15 protein-coding genes and 2 pseudogenes are annotated in these 15,988 nt (G+C 73.8%); 9 read left to right on the top strand and 8 right to left on the bottom strand.

Going from position 1 to position 15,988, the window contains the following annotated elements; all coding sequences use genetic code 11:
- Positions 1 to 11: 11 nt before the first annotated feature.
- From PSD17_RS18240 to PSD17_RS18225, 4 genes are all read left to right on the top strand, one after another.
- A complete protein-coding gene (locus PSD17_RS18240; RefSeq protein ID WP_339123710.1) occupies positions 12 to 659 on the top strand; it encodes a VOC family protein in 648 nt (215 codons plus the stop codon).
- A complete protein-coding gene (locus PSD17_RS18235; protein ID WP_339123709.1) occupies positions 656 to 790 on the top strand; it encodes a hypothetical protein in 135 nt (44 codons plus the stop codon). The genes PSD17_RS18240 and PSD17_RS18235 overlap by 4 nt, the downstream gene beginning before the upstream one ends.
- A 370-nt stretch (positions 791 to 1,160) precedes the next feature.
- On the top strand, positions 1,161 to 2,183 hold the full coding sequence (locus PSD17_RS18230) for a DUF7064 domain-containing protein (RefSeq protein ID WP_339123707.1): 1,023 nt from the start codon (positions 1,161 to 1,163) through the stop codon (positions 2,181 to 2,183).
- Between the two features lie 11 nt (positions 2,184 to 2,194).
- Positions 2,195 to 3,787, top strand: a complete 1,593-nt coding sequence (locus tag PSD17_RS18225; protein WP_339123705.1) for a class I adenylate-forming enzyme family protein — start codon at positions 2,195 to 2,197, stop codon at positions 3,785 to 3,787.
- A 131-nt stretch (positions 3,788 to 3,918) separates the two neighbouring features.
- Here PSD17_RS18225 and ligM read toward each other — a convergent pair whose 3' ends face one another.
- Positions 3,919 to 5,346, bottom strand: coding sequence for a vanillate/3-O-methylgallate O-demethylase (gene ligM, locus PSD17_RS18220; protein ID WP_339123703.1), 1,428 nt, complete (start codon positions 5,344 to 5,346; stop codon positions 3,919 to 3,921).
- A 296-nt stretch (positions 5,347 to 5,642) separates the two neighbouring features.
- On the opposite strand from ligM, the gene PSD17_RS18215 reads away from it, so the two are divergent.
- The 3 genes and pseudogenes from PSD17_RS18215 (at position 5,643) to PSD17_RS18205 (ending at position 7,889) form a co-directional block, all read left to right on the top strand.
- Positions 5,643 to 6,002, top strand: a complete 360-nt coding sequence (locus PSD17_RS18215; RefSeq protein ID WP_013674593.1) for a protocatechuate 3,4-dioxygenase — start codon at positions 5,643 to 5,645, stop codon at positions 6,000 to 6,002.
- Positions 5,995 to 6,852 carry a class III extradiol dioxygenase subunit beta gene (locus PSD17_RS18210; protein ID WP_339123701.1) on the top strand — a complete coding sequence of 286 codons (858 nt, stop codon included), beginning with the start codon at positions 5,995 to 5,997 and terminating at the stop codon, positions 6,850 to 6,852. Before PSD17_RS18215 ends, PSD17_RS18210 begins: the two co-directional genes overlap by 8 nt.
- Before the next feature lie 218 nt (positions 6,853 to 7,070).
- Positions 7,071 to 7,889, top strand: a pseudogene (locus PSD17_RS18205) (carbon-nitrogen hydrolase family protein).
- A gap of 4 nt (positions 7,890 to 7,893) precedes the next feature.
- Here PSD17_RS18205 and add read toward each other — a convergent pair.
- From add to PSD17_RS18190, 3 genes are read right to left on the bottom strand one after another with little or no spacing between them, the layout of a single operon-like run.
- A complete protein-coding gene (add, locus tag PSD17_RS18200; RefSeq protein WP_339123700.1) occupies positions 7,894 to 8,907 on the bottom strand; it encodes an adenosine deaminase in 1,014 nt (337 codons plus the stop codon).
- 24 nt (positions 8,908 to 8,931) lie between these two features.
- The gene (locus tag PSD17_RS18195) at positions 8,932 to 9,654 is read right to left on the bottom strand and encodes a GntR family transcriptional regulator (RefSeq protein ID WP_339123698.1); all 723 of its coding nucleotides are present in this window, start codon (positions 9,652 to 9,654) and stop codon (positions 8,932 to 8,934) included.
- 44 nt (positions 9,655 to 9,698) lie between these two features.
- Entirely contained in the window at positions 9,699 to 10,592 is an 894-nt protein-coding gene (locus tag PSD17_RS18190) for an aldo/keto reductase (protein WP_339123696.1), read from the bottom strand.
- An 83-nt stretch (positions 10,593 to 10,675) separates the two neighbouring features.
- On the opposite strand from PSD17_RS18190, the gene PSD17_RS18185 reads away from it, so the two are divergent.
- The gene (locus PSD17_RS18185) at positions 10,676 to 11,236 is read left to right on the top strand and encodes a TetR/AcrR family transcriptional regulator (protein ID WP_339123695.1); all 561 of its coding nucleotides are present in this window, start codon (positions 10,676 to 10,678) and stop codon (positions 11,234 to 11,236) included.
- Here the strand turns inward: PSD17_RS18185 and PSD17_RS18180 are convergent.
- Both PSD17_RS18180 and PSD17_RS18175 read right to left on the bottom strand, forming a co-directional pair.
- The gene (locus tag PSD17_RS18180) at positions 11,217 to 11,981 is read right to left on the bottom strand and encodes an MSCRAMM family protein (RefSeq protein WP_339123693.1); all 765 of its coding nucleotides are present in this window, start codon (positions 11,979 to 11,981) and stop codon (positions 11,217 to 11,219) included. The genes PSD17_RS18185 and PSD17_RS18180 overlap by 20 nt on opposite strands.
- 350 nt (positions 11,982 to 12,331) lie before the next feature.
- Positions 12,332 to 13,765 (bottom strand): annotated as a pseudogene (locus tag PSD17_RS18175) (MFS transporter); the annotation flags it as partial.
- Between the two features lie 175 nt (positions 13,766 to 13,940).
- Between PSD17_RS18175 and PSD17_RS18170 the strand changes: the two are divergent.
- Positions 13,941 to 14,597, top strand: coding sequence for a TetR/AcrR family transcriptional regulator (locus PSD17_RS18170; RefSeq protein ID WP_013674602.1), 657 nt, complete (start codon positions 13,941 to 13,943; stop codon positions 14,595 to 14,597).
- A 171-nt stretch (positions 14,598 to 14,768) separates the two neighbouring features.
- Here the strand turns inward: PSD17_RS18170 and PSD17_RS18165 are convergent, their stop codons facing one another.
- Both PSD17_RS18165 and PSD17_RS18160 read right to left on the bottom strand, forming a co-directional pair.
- A complete protein-coding gene (locus PSD17_RS18165) occupies positions 14,769 to 15,134 on the bottom strand; it encodes a Rieske (2Fe-2S) protein (protein ID WP_339123692.1) in 366 nt (121 codons plus the stop codon).
- Entirely contained in the window at positions 15,131 to 15,988 is an 858-nt protein-coding gene (locus tag PSD17_RS18160; RefSeq protein ID WP_339123690.1) for a fumarylacetoacetate hydrolase family protein, read from the bottom strand. Before PSD17_RS18160 ends, PSD17_RS18165 begins: the two co-directional genes overlap by 4 nt.

Here is a 15,988-nt window from a genome sequence, read left to right as displayed (position 1 = left end):
CCTGCGGCCTCGTGACCGTCCGCTTCAAGGATCTGTGCGCCGACGCCGCCGATCCCGCCCGGGTGGCCGCCTTCTGGGCCGAGCTCCTCGGGATGCGCGCCGCGCCGCGTGCCGACGGCGTCGTCGCCCTGCTGCGCGACGAGACCCCGTGGCTGTGGGTGAACCCCGTGCCGGAACCGAAGGTCGGCAAGAACCGGGTGCACCTCGACCTGGTCGTCCCGGGCCGCGAGGTCCCGGGTGCGACGAGGCTCGCCGAGTTCGACGTCTTCAGCGTCTTCGCCGATCCCGAGGGCAACGAGTTCTGCGCCTTCGATCCCCGGCCCGGCGCCGCGTCCGACAACCCGGCGGCGCTCGCGCTCTGCGTCGACAGCGCCGACCCGGTCGCCGCCGCGGCCTGGTGGGCGGCGCGCACCGGCGCGCGGACCGTCCCCGGCCCGGACGGCACGCCGCGCTACCTCGAGGACGTCCCCGGGCTGGACATGACGTGGAAGTTCGTTCCTGTCGACGACCCGCGCACCGCCAAGAACCGCTGGCACTGGGACGTGACGGCCGGGCCCGCCGACCTCCCCGGCGCGACGGCCCTGCGCCCGCCCGGTGAGGACCGGCGCTGGACCGTCATGGCCGACCCGCAGGGCAACGAGTTCTGCCGCTTCGAATGACTCCCGCGCTGCTCGACGCCGGACGGGCCGGTGACGTCGCCGCGGCCCGGGCGGCGCTCGACGCCGGCGCGGACCCTCCCGGCGGCCCCGACCGGCCGCTCGTCGTGGCGGCGGGGGACGAGCCGTCCTGATCGATCCCTCCTCACGCGGGTGACGCGTTCCTACGCCGGGTCGATGGCAGGGACGGCGTTCGTCACCGGCGGTTCGGGGTTCCTCGGCGGCCACCTGTCCGCCGGCTGCGGTCGGACGGCTGGACCGTTCATGCGCTCGTGCACGTCAGCACCGAGGCCGTGCACGGCCCGCTGGCCGCCGCCGAGCGCGGCCGCCCCGGCGAGGTCTACTTCGTCACCGACGGCCCGTCCGTCGTCCTCCGGGACTTCCTGACCCGGCTCGTCGCCACGGCGGGGGTCGAGGTTCCCGCGCGGAGCGTCCCGGTCCCCGTCGCCCGGATAGGGTTGAGGCAGTTGCATCGACGGAGCGGGCCGACCGACGGGGGACCACGTGACGACGACCGCGGGCGGGCTGCGCCTGGAGCATCGCGACGAGTACCCGCACCCCCCGGACGACCTCGTGAACTTCAACGAGAGCGTCTACGCCAGCGGGTGGGACGCGCGGTCGGCGATGGGCGGCTGGATGCGGCTGGGCAACCGCGTCAACGAGGGCTACGCGGAGCTGTCGGTGTGCCTGTACCTGCCCGGCGGCCGGGTGGCCTGCGCCTTCGGGAAGCCGTCGATCTCGCACAACGACGCGTTCGACGCGGGCGGCCTGCGCTACGAGGTCGGCGAGCCGTTCGCCGCGGTCACCATGGCCTACGACGGCGAGGTGTTCGTCCTCGACGACCCGTCGGTCCTGCGTGACCCCCGCCGGATGTTCGCCGAGGCGCCGCGGGCGCGGGCGTCGGTGCGCTTCGACGCGCGGGGTGTGTCGCCGATGCACGGCGGCGAGCCGACGGCGCCGGAGCACGAGACGCTCATGTACTACGGCGACCAGTTCTCCCGCGGCCACTTCAACCAGCACACGGCGGTCACCGGGCACATCGTGGTGGGCGACGAGGAGTTCCCGATCGACGGCCACGGCTGGCGCGACCACTCGTGGGGCCCGCGCTACTGGCAGGCGATCTGGGCCTACCGGCTGTTCATCGCGAACTTCGGCGAGGACCGGGCGTTGATGATCCTCAAGAACATCCGTGCCGACGGGACGTCGCGCCGTCGCGGGGTCCTGCTCGTCGACGGGGAGTACCACGAGGTCACCGACCTCGACGTGTGGACGGAGTGGGACGACAACCAGGAACCCGCGGCCGCGCGGCTCGGGGTCCGCACGGCGCAGGGCACGGCCGTCATCGACGCCAGGACCCTCACGCTCGCGCCCCTGCGCAACCGCCGTCGTACCGAGGACGGGACGGAGCTGCGGTCGCGGGTCGCGGAGGCGTTCAGCGAGTACACGTGGGACGGCCGCACCGGCTACGGGATCATGGAGTACATCGAGCGGGTCGAGGACGGCGCGGCGGTCGGGTACCCCCTGTGATGGTCGACCCCGTGCGCTTCTGGTGGCCGGACGCGCCGGGCCCCGAGGAGACCGTCCCCGAGCTGCTCGCGTCGCGGGTCGCGGTGGTGGGCGACACGACGGCCCTGATCGCGCCGAGCCTGGTCCGCGGCGACGAGATCGCCTGGACCTACCGCGAGCTGGCCGACCGGGTGGCCGTCGCCGCCGGGGCGCTGGCCGCCGCCGGGGTCGGGCCGGGCGACCGGGTGGGCGTGCTCGTCGACAACGACGGCGCCGCCGAGGCTCACGTCGCCTACCACGCCGTGCATCGCCTCGGCGCGATCTGCGTGCCGCTCAACACCCGCTACGTGGCGCGGGAGCTGGCCTACGTGCTCGGGTTCGTGACGCCCGCGGCGATCGTGCACGGGCCGCGGTTCCGCCCGTTGCTGGAGCAGGTGGCCCAGGGCGAGGTCCTGCTCGACGTCTCCACCGGGGTGCTGGAGGCGCCGCACCCGGCCGTCGACGCGGTCCCGGTCCGCGGCGACGACGACGCCGACTGGCTCTTCACCTCCGGCACCACCGGCCGGCCGAAGGCGGTGGCGCTGAGCCACCGCGGCTCGGTGGCGTGCGGCTTCCAGGGCGTGGGTGCATGGGGGGTGCGGCCGGGCAGCGTCTACCAGTCGTTCGCGCCGTTCTTCACCAGCACCGGCAGCCACACCAACCTGCTCGGGTGCCTGGCCGCGGGCTGCACCTACGTCGTCGAACCGGAGTTCGACGCGCACGCCACCCTCGACCGGATGCAGCGCCACCGCACGACGTCGGTCTTCCTCATCTCCTCGGTGCTCGCGCTGATCCTCGACCGGCGCACCCCCGCCGAGCTCGACGCCTACGACTTCGCCGCGCTCGAGCGCATCTGCTACGGCGGCCAGCCGAGCAGCCAGGCCTTCTACCGGCGCATCCGATCAGAGATCGGCGAGCGCTGGGGCGTGGAGCTGGTGAACATCTACGGGCTCACCGAGGGCGGGACGTCGGGGATCATGCTCGTCGACGACGACCACCCCGAGGCGCTGGACCGCATGGGGGACAACGGTCTGTCGATCGGGCGGACGGGGTTCCGCGAGTGGGTGGGCTTCGAGGTGCGCCGCACCGACTCGGAGACGACGACCGCGCCGGGGGAGGTCGGCGAGCTGTGCCTGCGCGGCCCGTCGACGATGTCGCGCTACGTCTCCGACCCGGAAGCGACGCGACGTGCGCTGCCCGGCGAGGGCTGGCTGCGCACCGGCGACATGGCCACCACCGACGACGCCGGGTTCGTCTACTTCGTCGACCGCAACGCCGCGCTCATCCGTCGCGGTGGCCTCAACGTGTCGTCGGTCGAGGTGGAGGGCGTGCTGCTGGAGCATCCCGGTGTCGCGGAGGTGGCCGTCGTGCCGATGCCCAACGAGGTGCTGGGCAGCGACGTGCGGGCCGTCGTCGTCCCTGTGGGCGTCGCGCCGGACCCGGCCGAGCTGATCGACTGGTGCGCGCAGCGGCTGGCCGACTACAAGGTGCCGGTCCGGGTCGACTTCGTGGAGGCGTTGCCGCGCAACGGGATGAACCGCGTCATCAAGGGAGTCCTGACGGGCGACGCCGATGCGATGACCTGAGCTGCCCGAGGGTGGACCGCTGCCCTCCGGCGCGCGGACCCCTCGGGACCGCGGCGGGGCCGGAGATCCGGACGCACCCTGAGTGCACCGTCCGGTGTCCGCCCACCACGGCTGCGAGGGGCCGGCCGCGGTCAGGGCGTGGTCGCCGCGGTGCGCCAGCCCCGGTGGTAGGTCTCGCGGGCCATCGCGGTGAACGGCGCCGGGCTCACGATCGCCCGCACCGCGAACTGCTCGTGCGGCTCGACCGTGGTCTTGCGCGACCCGCCGTCCGGCTCTCCCCAGATCACCCGAACCTCGGCACCCAGCGGCACGTCGGGGTCGACCGTCGCCAGCGAGAGGGCGCGCCGCTCGTTGGCGCTGTACCCGGTGAACAGCGACAGTCCGACGACACGGCCGTCGGCGTCGACGACCGAGTCGTAGTTCGACGAGCCGTAGTTCGCGTTGGGGATGTCGAAGAACTGGTAGGACGGGCCGTCCACCGCGAAGGGGGAGGTGAGGAGCGTGGTGACGTCGTCGGCGTTCCAGGCGAGGGTGACCTTGCGGCGCTGGCTGGCGGGGTCGATCCCGGCGAGCGCGTCGCGGCCGACGAAGTCGTGGTCGAACTTCACGAACGATCCGTAGCCCAGCTCCCAGGGGTTGAGGTAGTAGTCCTCGATCCGGTCGGAGACGAAGCTGCCGGCCAGCGCGTTCGTGGCCTCGTAGCCCTGCGCGGGCAGCCACTCGCGGTAGGCGCGCAGGCCCTCGCCGGTGTAGACGGCAGGCAGCGGCGAGGGGATCCAGCCCGACTCCAGGGTGTTGCACGAGTAGGCCCGCGCACCCGCGGGCTCGAGGCCGAACTCGCGGCCCGCCTCCAGGATCGTGTCGCGCACCCTGTCGTAGGTCTCGTAGGGACCCCACAGCTCCAGGCCGGGAGCCCCCGCCATGCCGTGGCGCAGCGTGCGGACCCGCTCGCCGCCGACGTTCATGTGTCCCATCCGGAAGAACCGCACCTGCTCCAGCGGCCCGCCGTGCACCTTCTCGATGACGTCCCAGGCCAGCGGACCCTGGATCTGGAAGCGCCAGACGTCGCGGGTCACCGGCTTGCCGTAGGGCCGCGACGGTGAGCGGTCGTCCTTGCGGACGTCGACGTCGTAGCCGGTGCCCGCGGTGAACGTCAGCCAGTTCGCGACGGGCGCGCGGCCGACGAACACGAACGCGTCCTCGGCCAGCCGGAACAGGATGCCGTCGCCGATGACGCCGCCGTCGGGGGAGACGGGGACGAACTGCTTCGCGGAGTCGACGGGGAACGTCGCGGTCGAGTTGACGCCGGTGTCGGTGAACAGCCTCAGCGCGTCGCGTCCCGACACCCACAGGTTGACCATGTGGTGGGACTGGTCGAACAGCACGGCCGTCTTCTGCCAGGCGAGGACCTCGCGCCGAAAGTTGGTGAACTCCGCCGGGACGACCGGGTACACGTACGCCCCGATCTGCGAGTTCCGCAGCAGCCCGACGGTGTCCCCCGACGCGTCCAGGACCTCCTGCAGGCTGCCACCGGTCGGCGTCTCGGCGCTCGTGTCCATCCGTCCTCCGAGAGAGTGCGTCGTGCTTCGGCCACGCTGGCGTTCGGCCCACGCTAAGCCGGTCGCGGCCGAGCGGCACCGGCTGACCGCGCGCCGGTGCCGCCACGTCCGGGTCGCCGAGGCGGGTCGCCGGACGTCCCGGACGACGGTTCCCGCCGTCGTTTGTCGCGAAGCACAATCGTCGGGGGTGCCGACAGTGGCCGGGACAACTGCCTGGTGGCCAGGAGCGGCACCGCGATCTACGGTCGGGACGACGGTCGCCGGCGCAGTTGCCGGCCCGAGTCTTGGAGCGGTGCATGACGAGCCGGATCAGCCCGGACCTCCCGGGCACGTACGTGTTCGACGGTCCCACGAGCCGTCGAGGGCTCAACATGAACAAGCTGTTCATGTCGCTGCGCTCGGAGACCGCACGGACGGAGTTCCTCGCCGACGAGCGGGCCTACTGCGCCCGGTTCTCGCTGTCGGAGGAGCAGACGGCGGCGGTGCTGGCCCGTGACTGGCAGGCGATGCTCGACCTGGGGGGCAGCATCTTCTACATCTACAAGCTCGCGATGATGGACGGGCTGTCCATGCAGTACCTCGGCGGCGTCTTCACCGGCATGTCCGAGGCCGACTTCAAGGCCGCGTTGCTCGCGGGAGGACGTACCGATGTCTGAGGTGATCTGGGGGCTGGCGACCTCGCACGTCCCGTCGATCGGCGCCGCGATGGACCGCGGGCTGACGAGCGACCCGGTGTGGGCGCCGTTGTTCGAGGGGTACGCGCCGGCGCGCACGTGGTTGGCCGACAAGACCCCCGACGTCGCGATCCTGATCTACAACGACCACGCCAACGGCATCGACCTCGACATCGTCCCGACGTTCGCGATCGGGACCGCGGAGCGCTACCGGGTGGCCGACGAGGGCTTCGGCCGCCGTCCGGTGCCCGACGTCGTGGGCGCGCCGGACCTGTCGTTCCACCTCCTGCAGCACCTCATGGACGAGGGCTTCGACCTCACGGTCTTCCAGGAGCTCGACGTCGACCACGGGTTCACCGTGCCGCTGTCGGTGTGGACGCCCGACCCGGGCGACGCGTGGCCCTGCCCGGTCGTCCCGATCCTGGTCAACGTCATCCAGTACCCGCAGCCCACCGCGGCGCGCTGTTACGCGCTGGGCAAGGCGCTCGGCCGGGCGATCGCGTCGTTCGACGGTGCCCGCACGGTCGGCATCCTGGGCACCGGCGGGATGTCGCACCAGCTCGCCGGGGCCCGCGCGGGGTTCATCAACCCCGACTTCGACGCGATGTTCCTCGACGCCATCGAGAACGACCCGGAGAAGCTCGCGGCCCTGACCCGTGAGGACTACATCCGGCAGGCCGGGTCCGAGGGCATCGAGCTGATCATGTGGCTGGTCATGCGGGGGGCCATGAACGAGCGGGTCCGCAAGGTGCACACCGCCTACCACGTCCCGGCGTCGAACACCGCGGCCGGGCTCGCGCTGTTCGACAACCGGGTCGCCCAGCACGCCTGACCGCCGCCCGCGCGGCCTCCGACGGACCGCAACGCCCGCGCGCCCTCCGACACGGAGCAGAGCGCCCTGCGCGGCCTCGGAAGTCGCGGGTGTGGGGGTCCGGGTTCGGCGGGCGTGCGGTCGGGTGGCGTCCACGTCGGGGCGGGCTCGCGGACCGCGCGCGGGTGGCCGATAGTGGCGGTCGGCCCCTGCCTCGCGAGACCCCGCAAAGGAGAGCCGTGCAGATCGCACTCGCCCAGCTCGCCGCCACCACCGACCCCGACGTCAACCTCGGCCTCGTCCGCGACGGCGTGCGCCGCGCGGTCGAGGCCAGGGCGCGGGTCGTCGTCTTCCCGGAGGCGACCATGTGCCGCTTCGGGGTCCCGCTCGGGCCCGTCGCCCAGCCGCTCGACGGCCCGTGGGCGTCCGCGGTGCGCGAGCTCGCCGCGGACGCCGGGATCACCGTCGTCGCCGGGATGTTCACCCCCGACCCCGACGGCCGCGTCCGCAACACGCTGCTCGCGACGGGCGGGGGCGTCGAGGCGTCCTACGACAAGATCCATCTCTACGACGCGTTCGGGTTCGCGGAGTCGGCGACCGTCGCGGCCGGGGCGACGCCGGTGACGATCGAGGTCGACGGCCGCACCGTCGGCCTGGCCACCTGCTACGACGTGAGGTTCCCCGCGCTGTTCCAGCGGCTGGCCGGCGACGGCGCGGACGCGGTGCTGCTGCCCGCGTCATGGGGTGCGGGGGAGGGCAAGGTCGAGCAGTGAGAGCTGCTGGTCCGGGCGCGGGCGCTGGACTCGGGGACGTTCGTCCTCGCCTGCGACCAGGCCGACCCGGAGACCGCGGGGCTGAGCCGGGGCAAGGCGCCGACCGGGGTCGGGCACAGCCTCGTCGCCGACCCGATGGGCCGGGTCGTCGACCGGCTCGGGGCCGAACCGGGGCTGCTGGTGGTCGACGTCGACCTGGACCGGGCCGTTCCCGCCCGCACGGCGACGGGTGCGCTCGCCAACGTCCGCGACCCGCGCCAGGCCGGGAAGGCGACGTTCGGCTGACCCCTCACCCGCATGCGGCGAGGTGGTCGTCGACCGCGCGGCGGCCCGCGGCGACCGTCGCGTCGTCGGCGAAGGAGGCGGTGAACCCGTTGCGCGCCAGCGCCGCGAGGGTCGGGTCCGGGAGGCCGAGGGCGCGGTAGTTGTCGGCCACGTAGCCGCCGAAGTAGGGCGGGTCGTCGGAGTTGACGGTGACGACGACGCCGGCGTCGTGCAGCGCGGCGATCGGGTAGGTGCTCAGGTCGTCGGTCACCCGCAGCCGCAGGTTGGACAGCGGGCACATCGTCAGCGGAACGCCCTCGTCGCGCAGCCGGGCCACGAGCGCGGGATCGCCCGCCGCGGTGTAGCCGTGGTCGATCCGCTCGACGCCGCAGTCCAGCGCCTCGCGCACGTACTCCGGCGGGCCCTCCTCCCCGGCGTGGCAGGTGAGCCGGTAGCCGCGGCGGCGGGCGTCGGCGAAGAACCGGGCGAACCGCGACGGCGGGTTCCCCCGTTCCGCACCGCCCAGCCCGACGCCGAGCAGCGACTCGCGGTGCGGCGCCAGGACCTCGAGCAGCTCCAGCGCCTCGGCCTCGGAGCGGTGCCGCTGGGCGATCACCAGCAGGGCGCCGTCGATCCCGGTGTCGGTGCGGGCCTCGGCGATCGCGTCGAGCACGCCGCCGAGCTGGTCGGCGACCGGGACGCCGGCGTCGAGGAACGACTGCGGGCTCACGAACATCTCGGCCCGCCGGACCCCTTGCGCCGCAGCGCGGCGCAGGTAGGCGGCCGTGAGCTCGTGGAAGTCCGCGCGGCGGCGCAGCACCGTGCAGCCGCGGTAGTAGAGCTCCAGGAACCGGTCGAGCCCGGTGTAGGAGTACGCGGCGCGCAGCTCGTCGGGCGACGCCCACGGCAGGTCGACGTCGTTGCGCGCGGCGAACGCGAACATGTCCTCGGGTTCGAGAGTGCCTTCGAGGTGCACGTGCAGTTCGGCCTTGGGCAGCGTGTCGACGAACGACGCCGCCGGGTCCCCTCCGGTCGCCACGTCCCGACCATACGGGCCGGACCGTCAGTCGGTCGCGGCGATCCGGGCGTCGGCCATCTCGCGGCCGGAGGCGGCGGCGTTGTCGATGTGGTGCTCGCACAGGGCGGTCGCGGTCGCCGGGTCGCGCGCCGCCAGCGCGTCGACGAGGGCGGCGAGCTCGACCACGGTCTCCGCGGGTCGTCCCGGCCTCGACAGCGACCGGGCCCGCAGCAACCGGACCCGTGCCTGCAGCTGGCCCAGCAGCGCCGTGACCGCGGAGCTGCCGGCCCCGGCCAGCAGCACGCGGTAGAACTCGTCCTTGGCGCGCAACAGCTCCAGGATGTCGTCGGGGGACTCGCGGGCCGCCTCGGCGTACCTGCGATGCGCGGCGACGAGTGCGTCGAGGTCGTCGTCGGACGCGTGGGCGATGAACCGGCGCGCGGCCAGCGCCTCGAGTGTGGCGCGGACCTCGTAGAGCTCGGCGGCCTCCTGCGGTCCGGGGACGTCGACGACCGCGCCACGCTGCGGGACGATCTTGACCAGTCCTTCGCCCTCGAGGCTGCGCAGCACCTCCCGGATCGTCGTCCGGGAGACGCCGGTGAGCTCCATGAGCTCGCGTTCGACGAGACGCTGCTGGGGCTCGAACCGGAACTCCAGGATCGCGCGGCGCAATGCGTCGGTGATCTGCTCGCGTAACGGCGCCGCGATGCGCCGGCCCGCTCCGAGGCCGAGCAGGTCCGCAGGCAGGCCGCGCCCGGCAGCGCTCATGGCGTCACCGTATCCGAATTCGCGGGCGCGCCGGCCGGTCGTCGTCAGACCGCTGCGCGCAGGGCCGCCAGCTCCGGGTCGTCGAGCCGCAGCCCGCCCGCGGCGACGTTCTCCTCCAGGTGCGCGACGCTCGTCGTGCCCGGGATGACGAGGGTGACGTCGTCGCGGCAGAGCAGCCACGCGAGGCCGACCTGGGCGGGGGTGACGCCACGGGCCCTGGCGACCTCGACGACCGCCGGATGGTCGGCGACGCTGCGCATCAGCGGGAACCCGGAGCCGAGCGGGAAGTAGGGAACCCAGGCGACGTGGTGCTCCAGGCACAGGTCCCGCACCCCGGGGACGCCCGGGTACAGCAGGTTCTCGGCGTTCTGGACGCACACGATGCCCGCGGGCAGCGCGCGGGCGAGCTGGTCGGCGTCGACGTGGCTGAGCCCGATGCCCTCGATCTTGCCCTCGTCGCGCAGGGCGACGAGCTCGGCGAGCTGGCTCTCGAGGTCGACGAGCTGGTCGCCCTCGGCCACGATCCCCGGTGGCACGTCGGTCCGGCGCAGGTTCACGACGGCGAGCCGTTCGACCCCCAGCGTCGCGAGGTTGGCCTCGACGCTCGCGCGCAGCTGCTCCGGCCGCTGGGCCGCGACGAGGGTGTCGCCCACGCTGTCGGCGCCGACCTTGGTGACGAGTGCCAGGTCGTCGGGATAGGGCGCCAGCGCCGCGCGGATCAGCGAGTTGACCCGGCCGTCGCCGTAGAACTCGGCGGTGTCGACGTGGGTGACGCCGAGCTCGACGGCACTGCGCAGCACCGCGACGGCGTCCTCGTCCGCGACGGGCCGGGTGTGCCCGGCGAGCTGCATGGCGCCGTATCCGACGCGCCCGACGCGGCGGCGGCCCAGTGGAGCGGTGGGTACGGGGGCGGTGGTGCCGCCCGGCTCGATGGTCACGATCGGCTCCCCTGTGGCAGGCTGACAGACGATTCGGAGGTCCCTCCGGATCGACGGTAGCACTATCCGGAGGTCCCTCCGCTATGCCTCGGGCCGAACGTGCCGACGCCGTCCGCAACCGCGAGCGGCTGCTCGCCGCGGCGAAGGCGGCGCTCTCGACGCACGAGAAGCCCGCCCTGGAGGCCGTGGCGCGCGAGGCGGGCGTCGGGATCGGGACGCTCTACCGGCACTTCCCGACGCGCGAGGCCCTGGTCGAGGCGGTCTACCGGGCGGAGCTCGCCGCGCTGTGCGCCGAGGCTGCCGCACTGGCGCAGCGGCATCCGCCCGCACAGGCGTTGCGGCGCTGGATGGACGGCTACGCCGACTTCGTCGCCACCAAACGCGGGATGGCCGAGGCGTTGCGCGCGGTGATCGCCACCGGGGCCATCGGCTCACCCGACACCCGCGCCCGGCTGGCCGACGCCGTCCGCGAGCTGCTCGCCGCGGGGGTAGCCGACGGCACGCTGCGCGAGGTGCCCGCCGAGGACGTCGTCGCTGCGATGGCTGGCGTCGTCCTCACGACGCCCGACCGGGAGCAGGCCGGCCGGCTGCTGGACCTGGTGTGGGAGGGTCTGCGACCGCGGCTCACGGACCCGGCGTCGTGAGGAACACGTCCGGGGCGACGCCGTCGTGTCCCGCGACGACGACCTGCGCGCCACCCGTGGCGCTGCGGACGGTGTAGCGGCCGGCGGGCAGGCCGTCGAAGCGGTAGCCGCCCTCGGCGTCGGTGGTCGCGGTGCCGACGTGGTCGCCCGCCCCGTCGTGCAGCTCCAGCCTCAGCCCGGCGACCGTCGTCCCGCCCGCGGTGACGGTGCCCGCCAACGTGCCCAGCGTGCGGACGGGCAGGTCGACGACCTGGTCGGCACCCGTCGGCGACGGGTCGCGCTCGATCCCGCGCGCCACCGGGTCGGCGCCCGGCGCCGCGACGACGAGCGTGATCGCGGCGTCGACCCCGCCGAGCCGGTAGGTGCCGTCGAGATCGGAGATGGTCGTCGCGACGACGTCGCCGTAGGCATCGAGCGCGACGATCGTCGCCGCCGCGACCGGGCGGCCGGTGTCCGGGTCGCGCACGACCCCGCGCACCCCGGCGAGCGGTTCCAGCTCCAGCGTGAGCGCCGGGGTGAGGGTGCCGTCGGCGGGCACCCGGACCCCGGTCGCCCGCGGCCGGTGTCCCGAGTGGTGGGCGATCAGCACGTAGCGGCCGGGCGGCAGGCCGTCGAGGGCGAACATTCCGCCGGGGGTCTCGACGACGCGGGCCACCTGCCGCCCGGCGCCGTCGGTGAGGGTGAGCACGGCGTCGTCGAGCGGGCGGCCGGCGGCGCGGACCGTGCCCGCGACCCGGCCGGTCACCGGGCCTCTCCGGCGCCGGCGGCGGCCGGGTCGGCCAGGGGCGCTGCCGGTGCGGGCAGCGCGACGTCGTGGCGGGTCAGGCCCGCGCGGACCGTCACCACCTCGTGGACCGCCGGGAGCTGCGCGACGACGACGGTGACCGGGCCGTCGGGCAGACCGTCGAGCCGGTAGCGCCCGTCCGGACCGGCGTGCGTGCTGGCGAGCACGGTCCCGTCGCCGCCGTGCGCGGTCACGGTGACGGTGCCGGCGGCGGTGGCGTGGATCCGGCCGCGGACCGTCCGGCCGCCCGGTGCGGCGCCCTCGGCCGCCGGGCCCGCGAGCGCGGCCACGTCCACCGGGACCGGCGCGGGGGCGGGGCCGGGTGCGGGCGCGGTGGCCGCGGCCCGGCGACCGGGGATGAAGAACGCGACGACGAGTGCGACGACCGCGGCGCCCGCCCCGAGGGCCAGCACGACGCGGAAGCCGTTCTGCGTCGGCAGCAGCACCGGCCCGAGCGGCGCGACCATGTGGGCGAGCACCACGCCCGCGACCGCGCTCGACACCGACGTGCCGATCGAGCGCATGAGGGTGTTGAGGCTGTTGGCCGCGGCCGTCTCCGTCGGCTCCACCGCGCTCATGATGAGCGCGGGCATCGCGCCGTAGCCGAGCCCGATCCCCGCGCCGATCACGACCGACGCGAGCACGAAGTGCCACAGCTGCGACATGAACAGGATCATCAGGACGTAGCCGATCGCGACGACGACCGCGGCGAGCATCAGCGTCACCTTCGGGCCGTGGGTCCGCGACGTGCGGGCCGAGACCGGTGCCATCGCCATCATGACCAGCCCGCTCGGCGCCATCACCAGGCCGACGTCGAGCATCGAGCGGCCCAGCCCGAAGCCGGTCGCCGTCGGCAGCTGCATCAGCTGCGGCAGGACCAGCGACATGGCGAACATCGCGAAACCGATCACCGTCGACGCGAGATTCGTCAGCAGGATCTGGCGACGGGCCAGCGTGCGCAGGTCCACCAGCGGAGACGACCGGCGGAGCTCGTAGAGACCCCACAGCACCAGCACGACGACGGCCGTCGCGAACAGGCCCAGCGTGGCGCCGCTCGCCCAGCCCCAGTCGGCGCCCTTGGAGATCGCGAGCAGCAGCGCGACGAGTGCGATCGACAGCCCGGCCGCGCCCACCCCGTCGAACCGGCCGCCGCCGCGGACCGAGGACTCCGGTACCAGTACGACGACGAGCGCCAGCGCGACCGCGCCCAGCCCGGCGGAGACCCAGAACAGCACGTGCCAGTCGGCGTGTTCGGCGATGATCGCCGCGGCCGGCAGGCCCAGCGCGCCTCCCACACCCAGTGAGGCGCTCATCATCGCGACCGCCGAGCCGAGCCGCCGGGGCGGCAGCTCGTCGCGCATGATGCTGATGCCCAGCGGGATCACCGCCGACGACAGGCCCTGCAGCGTGCGGCCGATGATCGCCGGGAGCAGGCTGTCGGCCAGCGCGGTGACGACCGACCCGGCCACCAGCACGACCAGGCTCACCAGCAGCATGCGGCGCTTGCCGTACATGTCGCCGAGGCGCCCGATCGTCGGCGTCGCCACGGCGGCGGCCAGCAGCGTCGCCGTGATCGCCCACGCCGCGTCCGAGGTCGACGCGTGCAGCAGCCCGGGCAGCTGCGGGACCAGCGGGATGATCACCGTCTGCATGAGCGCGACGACGATCCCGGCGTACGCGAGGACCGCGACGATCGCGTTCGGCCGGACGGATCGGGCAGCGGTCACGAGCACTCCAGACGGCACGGGACGGGAGGAAGCTCCCTGTCAATCAGGTGATTGAGAGGCTCTCACCCGATCGAGCGTCTGTCATCGGAGCGCGCTTTAAATCACTCGGTTGACTCACTGTGCGCGGGGCGGGTTCACTGGCGTCGGGAACGACGGCGCGCGTCGTCGCGAAGCCGGGTGCGGAGGGAGCGCGATGGCGACCACGACACCGCCTCGCGGCGACCGCGCCGCGGCCACCCGGGAGGCCATCCTCGACACCGCCGAACGGCTCTTCGCCGAGCACGGCGTGCACGCGGTGTCCAACCGGCAGATCAGCGAGGCCGCCGGCCAGGGCAACACCGCGGCCGTCGGCTACCACTTCGGCACCAAGCATGACCTGGTGCGGGCCATCGTCCGGCGGCACTCGGCCGACGTCGACCGGCTCCGCACCGCGATGGTCGAGGCCGCCCTCGGCTCGACCGACGTCCGGGACTGGGTCGCGTGCCTGGTGCGGCCGATGACCGAGCATCTCGACGCGCTCGGCAGCCCGACCTGGTTCGCCCGCTTCGCCGCCCAGATCATGACCGACCCGGCGATGCGCGAGGTGCTCGCCGAGGAGTCGCTGTCCGCCCCGTCGCTGCGGGCCGCGCTCGACGGCCTCGAGGCCTGCCTGCCCGCGCTGCCGCCGGAGGTCCGCGCCGAGCGCGGCGACATGGTCCGGCAGCTGATGATGCACGTGCCCGCGCAACGCGAGCGGGCGCTCGCCGAGGGCAGGCCCACCCCCCGGGCCACCTGGGACGACGCGGCAACCGGGCTCGTCGACGCCGTGACCGGCATCTGGCTCGCGCCCGACACCCCCGCCCGACGCTGACCCGCCACCTCCCTGCTGTTCTCGGTGCCGGGCAGACGGTGTGAGGTTTGCGGTCGTGAGGTCGGGCGCAACCTCCTTGCTGTTCTCGGCGTGCGGGACGACGGCCGCGTTGCGCTCGCGAGGTCGGGGCGCACACTGATGGTCGTCTCCAGGCCCTGCGACAGCACGTGGTTACCGGCCGGACCGGACGACGACGTAGACGTTGGCGTCCGCGCGCACCTCGACCGGGTATGTCCGGGCGTGGAGCGCCGGGTCCGCCGACGACGTACCGTCCCGGATGGCGAACTCCCAGTGGTGCCACGGACAGACGACGACCGTCGGCCGCTCGGAGTAGCGGAACGTCTGCGGCGGCCCGGGAAGCATCACGCCGCGCGTCTCGCCCTCGCACAGAGGTGCACCCATGTGAGGGCAGTAGTTGCGCAGAGCGTGTAGGACACCGTCGACGTTGAAGACCGCGATCGACCGACCGTCCGCATCGATGATCCTCCGGTCGCCCGGAAGGAACTCGTCGGCCGGTCCGACCAGGTACTCGCTCACGACATCTCCGTCCGGATCTCGCCGATCCCGTCGATCGCGCAGCGCACGACGTCGCCGGGGGCGAGGTAGACGGGTGGGGTACGGCTGTGGCCGATGCCGCCCGGGGTGCCCGACAGGACGACGTCGCCGGCCCGCAGGGTCAGTCCGCGGGAGACGTACGCGACGAGCGCCGCGGGGGAGAAGATCATGTCGGCGACGGCCTCGTCCTGGCGGAGCTCGTCGCCGACCCAACACCGGAGGCGGGCTGCGCCGACGTCGAAGTGCGCGTCCGCGACGGTCACGGCGGGACCGAGGGGGAGGAACCCGTCGAGCCCCTTCGCCTTGATCCAGTCCACCCAACCGCCCTCGACCACCTGGAAGTCGCGTGCGCTGACATCGTTCGCGACGCTGAAGCCGCCGATGGCGGCCGCCGCCTCGGACTCCGACGCGTCCCGGACGGAGGCGCCCAGCACGATGGCCAGCTCGACCTCGTAGTCGATCATCTCGCTGACCTCCAGGGGCAGGACCAGCCTCGATCGGGGCGGGGCCAGCGCGGACGCGTTCTTGGGAAAGCAGAACGGCTCGCTCGGCATCGCCGCCCCGAGCTCCGCGAGATGGGAGTGGAAGTTGAGCCCGGCGGCGACCACGGTCGCGCCGGGGTCCAGGCAGCCCGTCACGAGGTCGTCGCCGGCGCCGAGCGCGCCCGCAGGGTCGGCCGCGACCAGCCGCTCCCGTACCTCGTCCGGCCGGCCGAGGACGCCGCCGATCGTCACCACCCCGTCGACGAGCTCGTCGACCGCCATCCAGCTGTGCCGGGCGTCGAGCCGGACGGCCAGGCGGCTCCCGGCCGGTCCGCCGACGTACGCGATCTGCAT

It is taken from the genome of Pseudonocardia sp. D17, assembly GCF_036984265.1.
Taxonomy (GTDB): Bacteria; Actinomycetota; Actinomycetes; order Mycobacteriales; family Pseudonocardiaceae; genus Pseudonocardia; species Pseudonocardia benzenivorans.
This window is presented reverse-complemented; position numbering and strand designations above follow the sequence as displayed.

Bases quoted from the DNA above. Each gene is read 5' to 3' on its own strand.
- PSD17_RS18235 (WP_339123709.1), top strand. From the start codon at position 656: ATGACTCCCGCGCTGCTCGACGCCGGACGGGCCGGTGACGTCGCCGCG.
- ligM (WP_339123703.1), bottom strand. From the start codon at position 5,346: ATGGACACGAGCGCCGAGACGCCGACCGGTGGCAGCCTGCAGGAGGTC.
- PSD17_RS18215 (WP_013674593.1), top strand. From the start codon at position 5,643: ATGACGAGCCGGATCAGCCCGGACCTCCCGGGCACGTACGTGTTCGAC.
- PSD17_RS18210 (WP_339123701.1), top strand. From the start codon at position 5,995: ATGTCTGAGGTGATCTGGGGGCTGGCGACCTCGCACGTCCCGTCGATC.
- PSD17_RS18195 (WP_339123698.1), bottom strand. From the start codon at position 9,654: ATGAGCGCTGCCGGGCGCGGCCTGCCTGCGGACCTGCTCGGCCTCGGA.
- PSD17_RS18185 (WP_339123695.1), top strand. From the start codon at position 10,676: ATGCCTCGGGCCGAACGTGCCGACGCCGTCCGCAACCGCGAGCGGCTG.
- PSD17_RS18170 (WP_013674602.1), top strand. From the start codon at position 13,941: ATGGCGACCACGACACCGCCTCGCGGCGACCGCGCCGCGGCCACCCGG.
- PSD17_RS18160 (WP_339123690.1), bottom strand. From the start codon at position 15,988: ATGCAGATCGCGTACGTCGGCGGACCGGCCGGGAGCCGCCTGGCCGTC.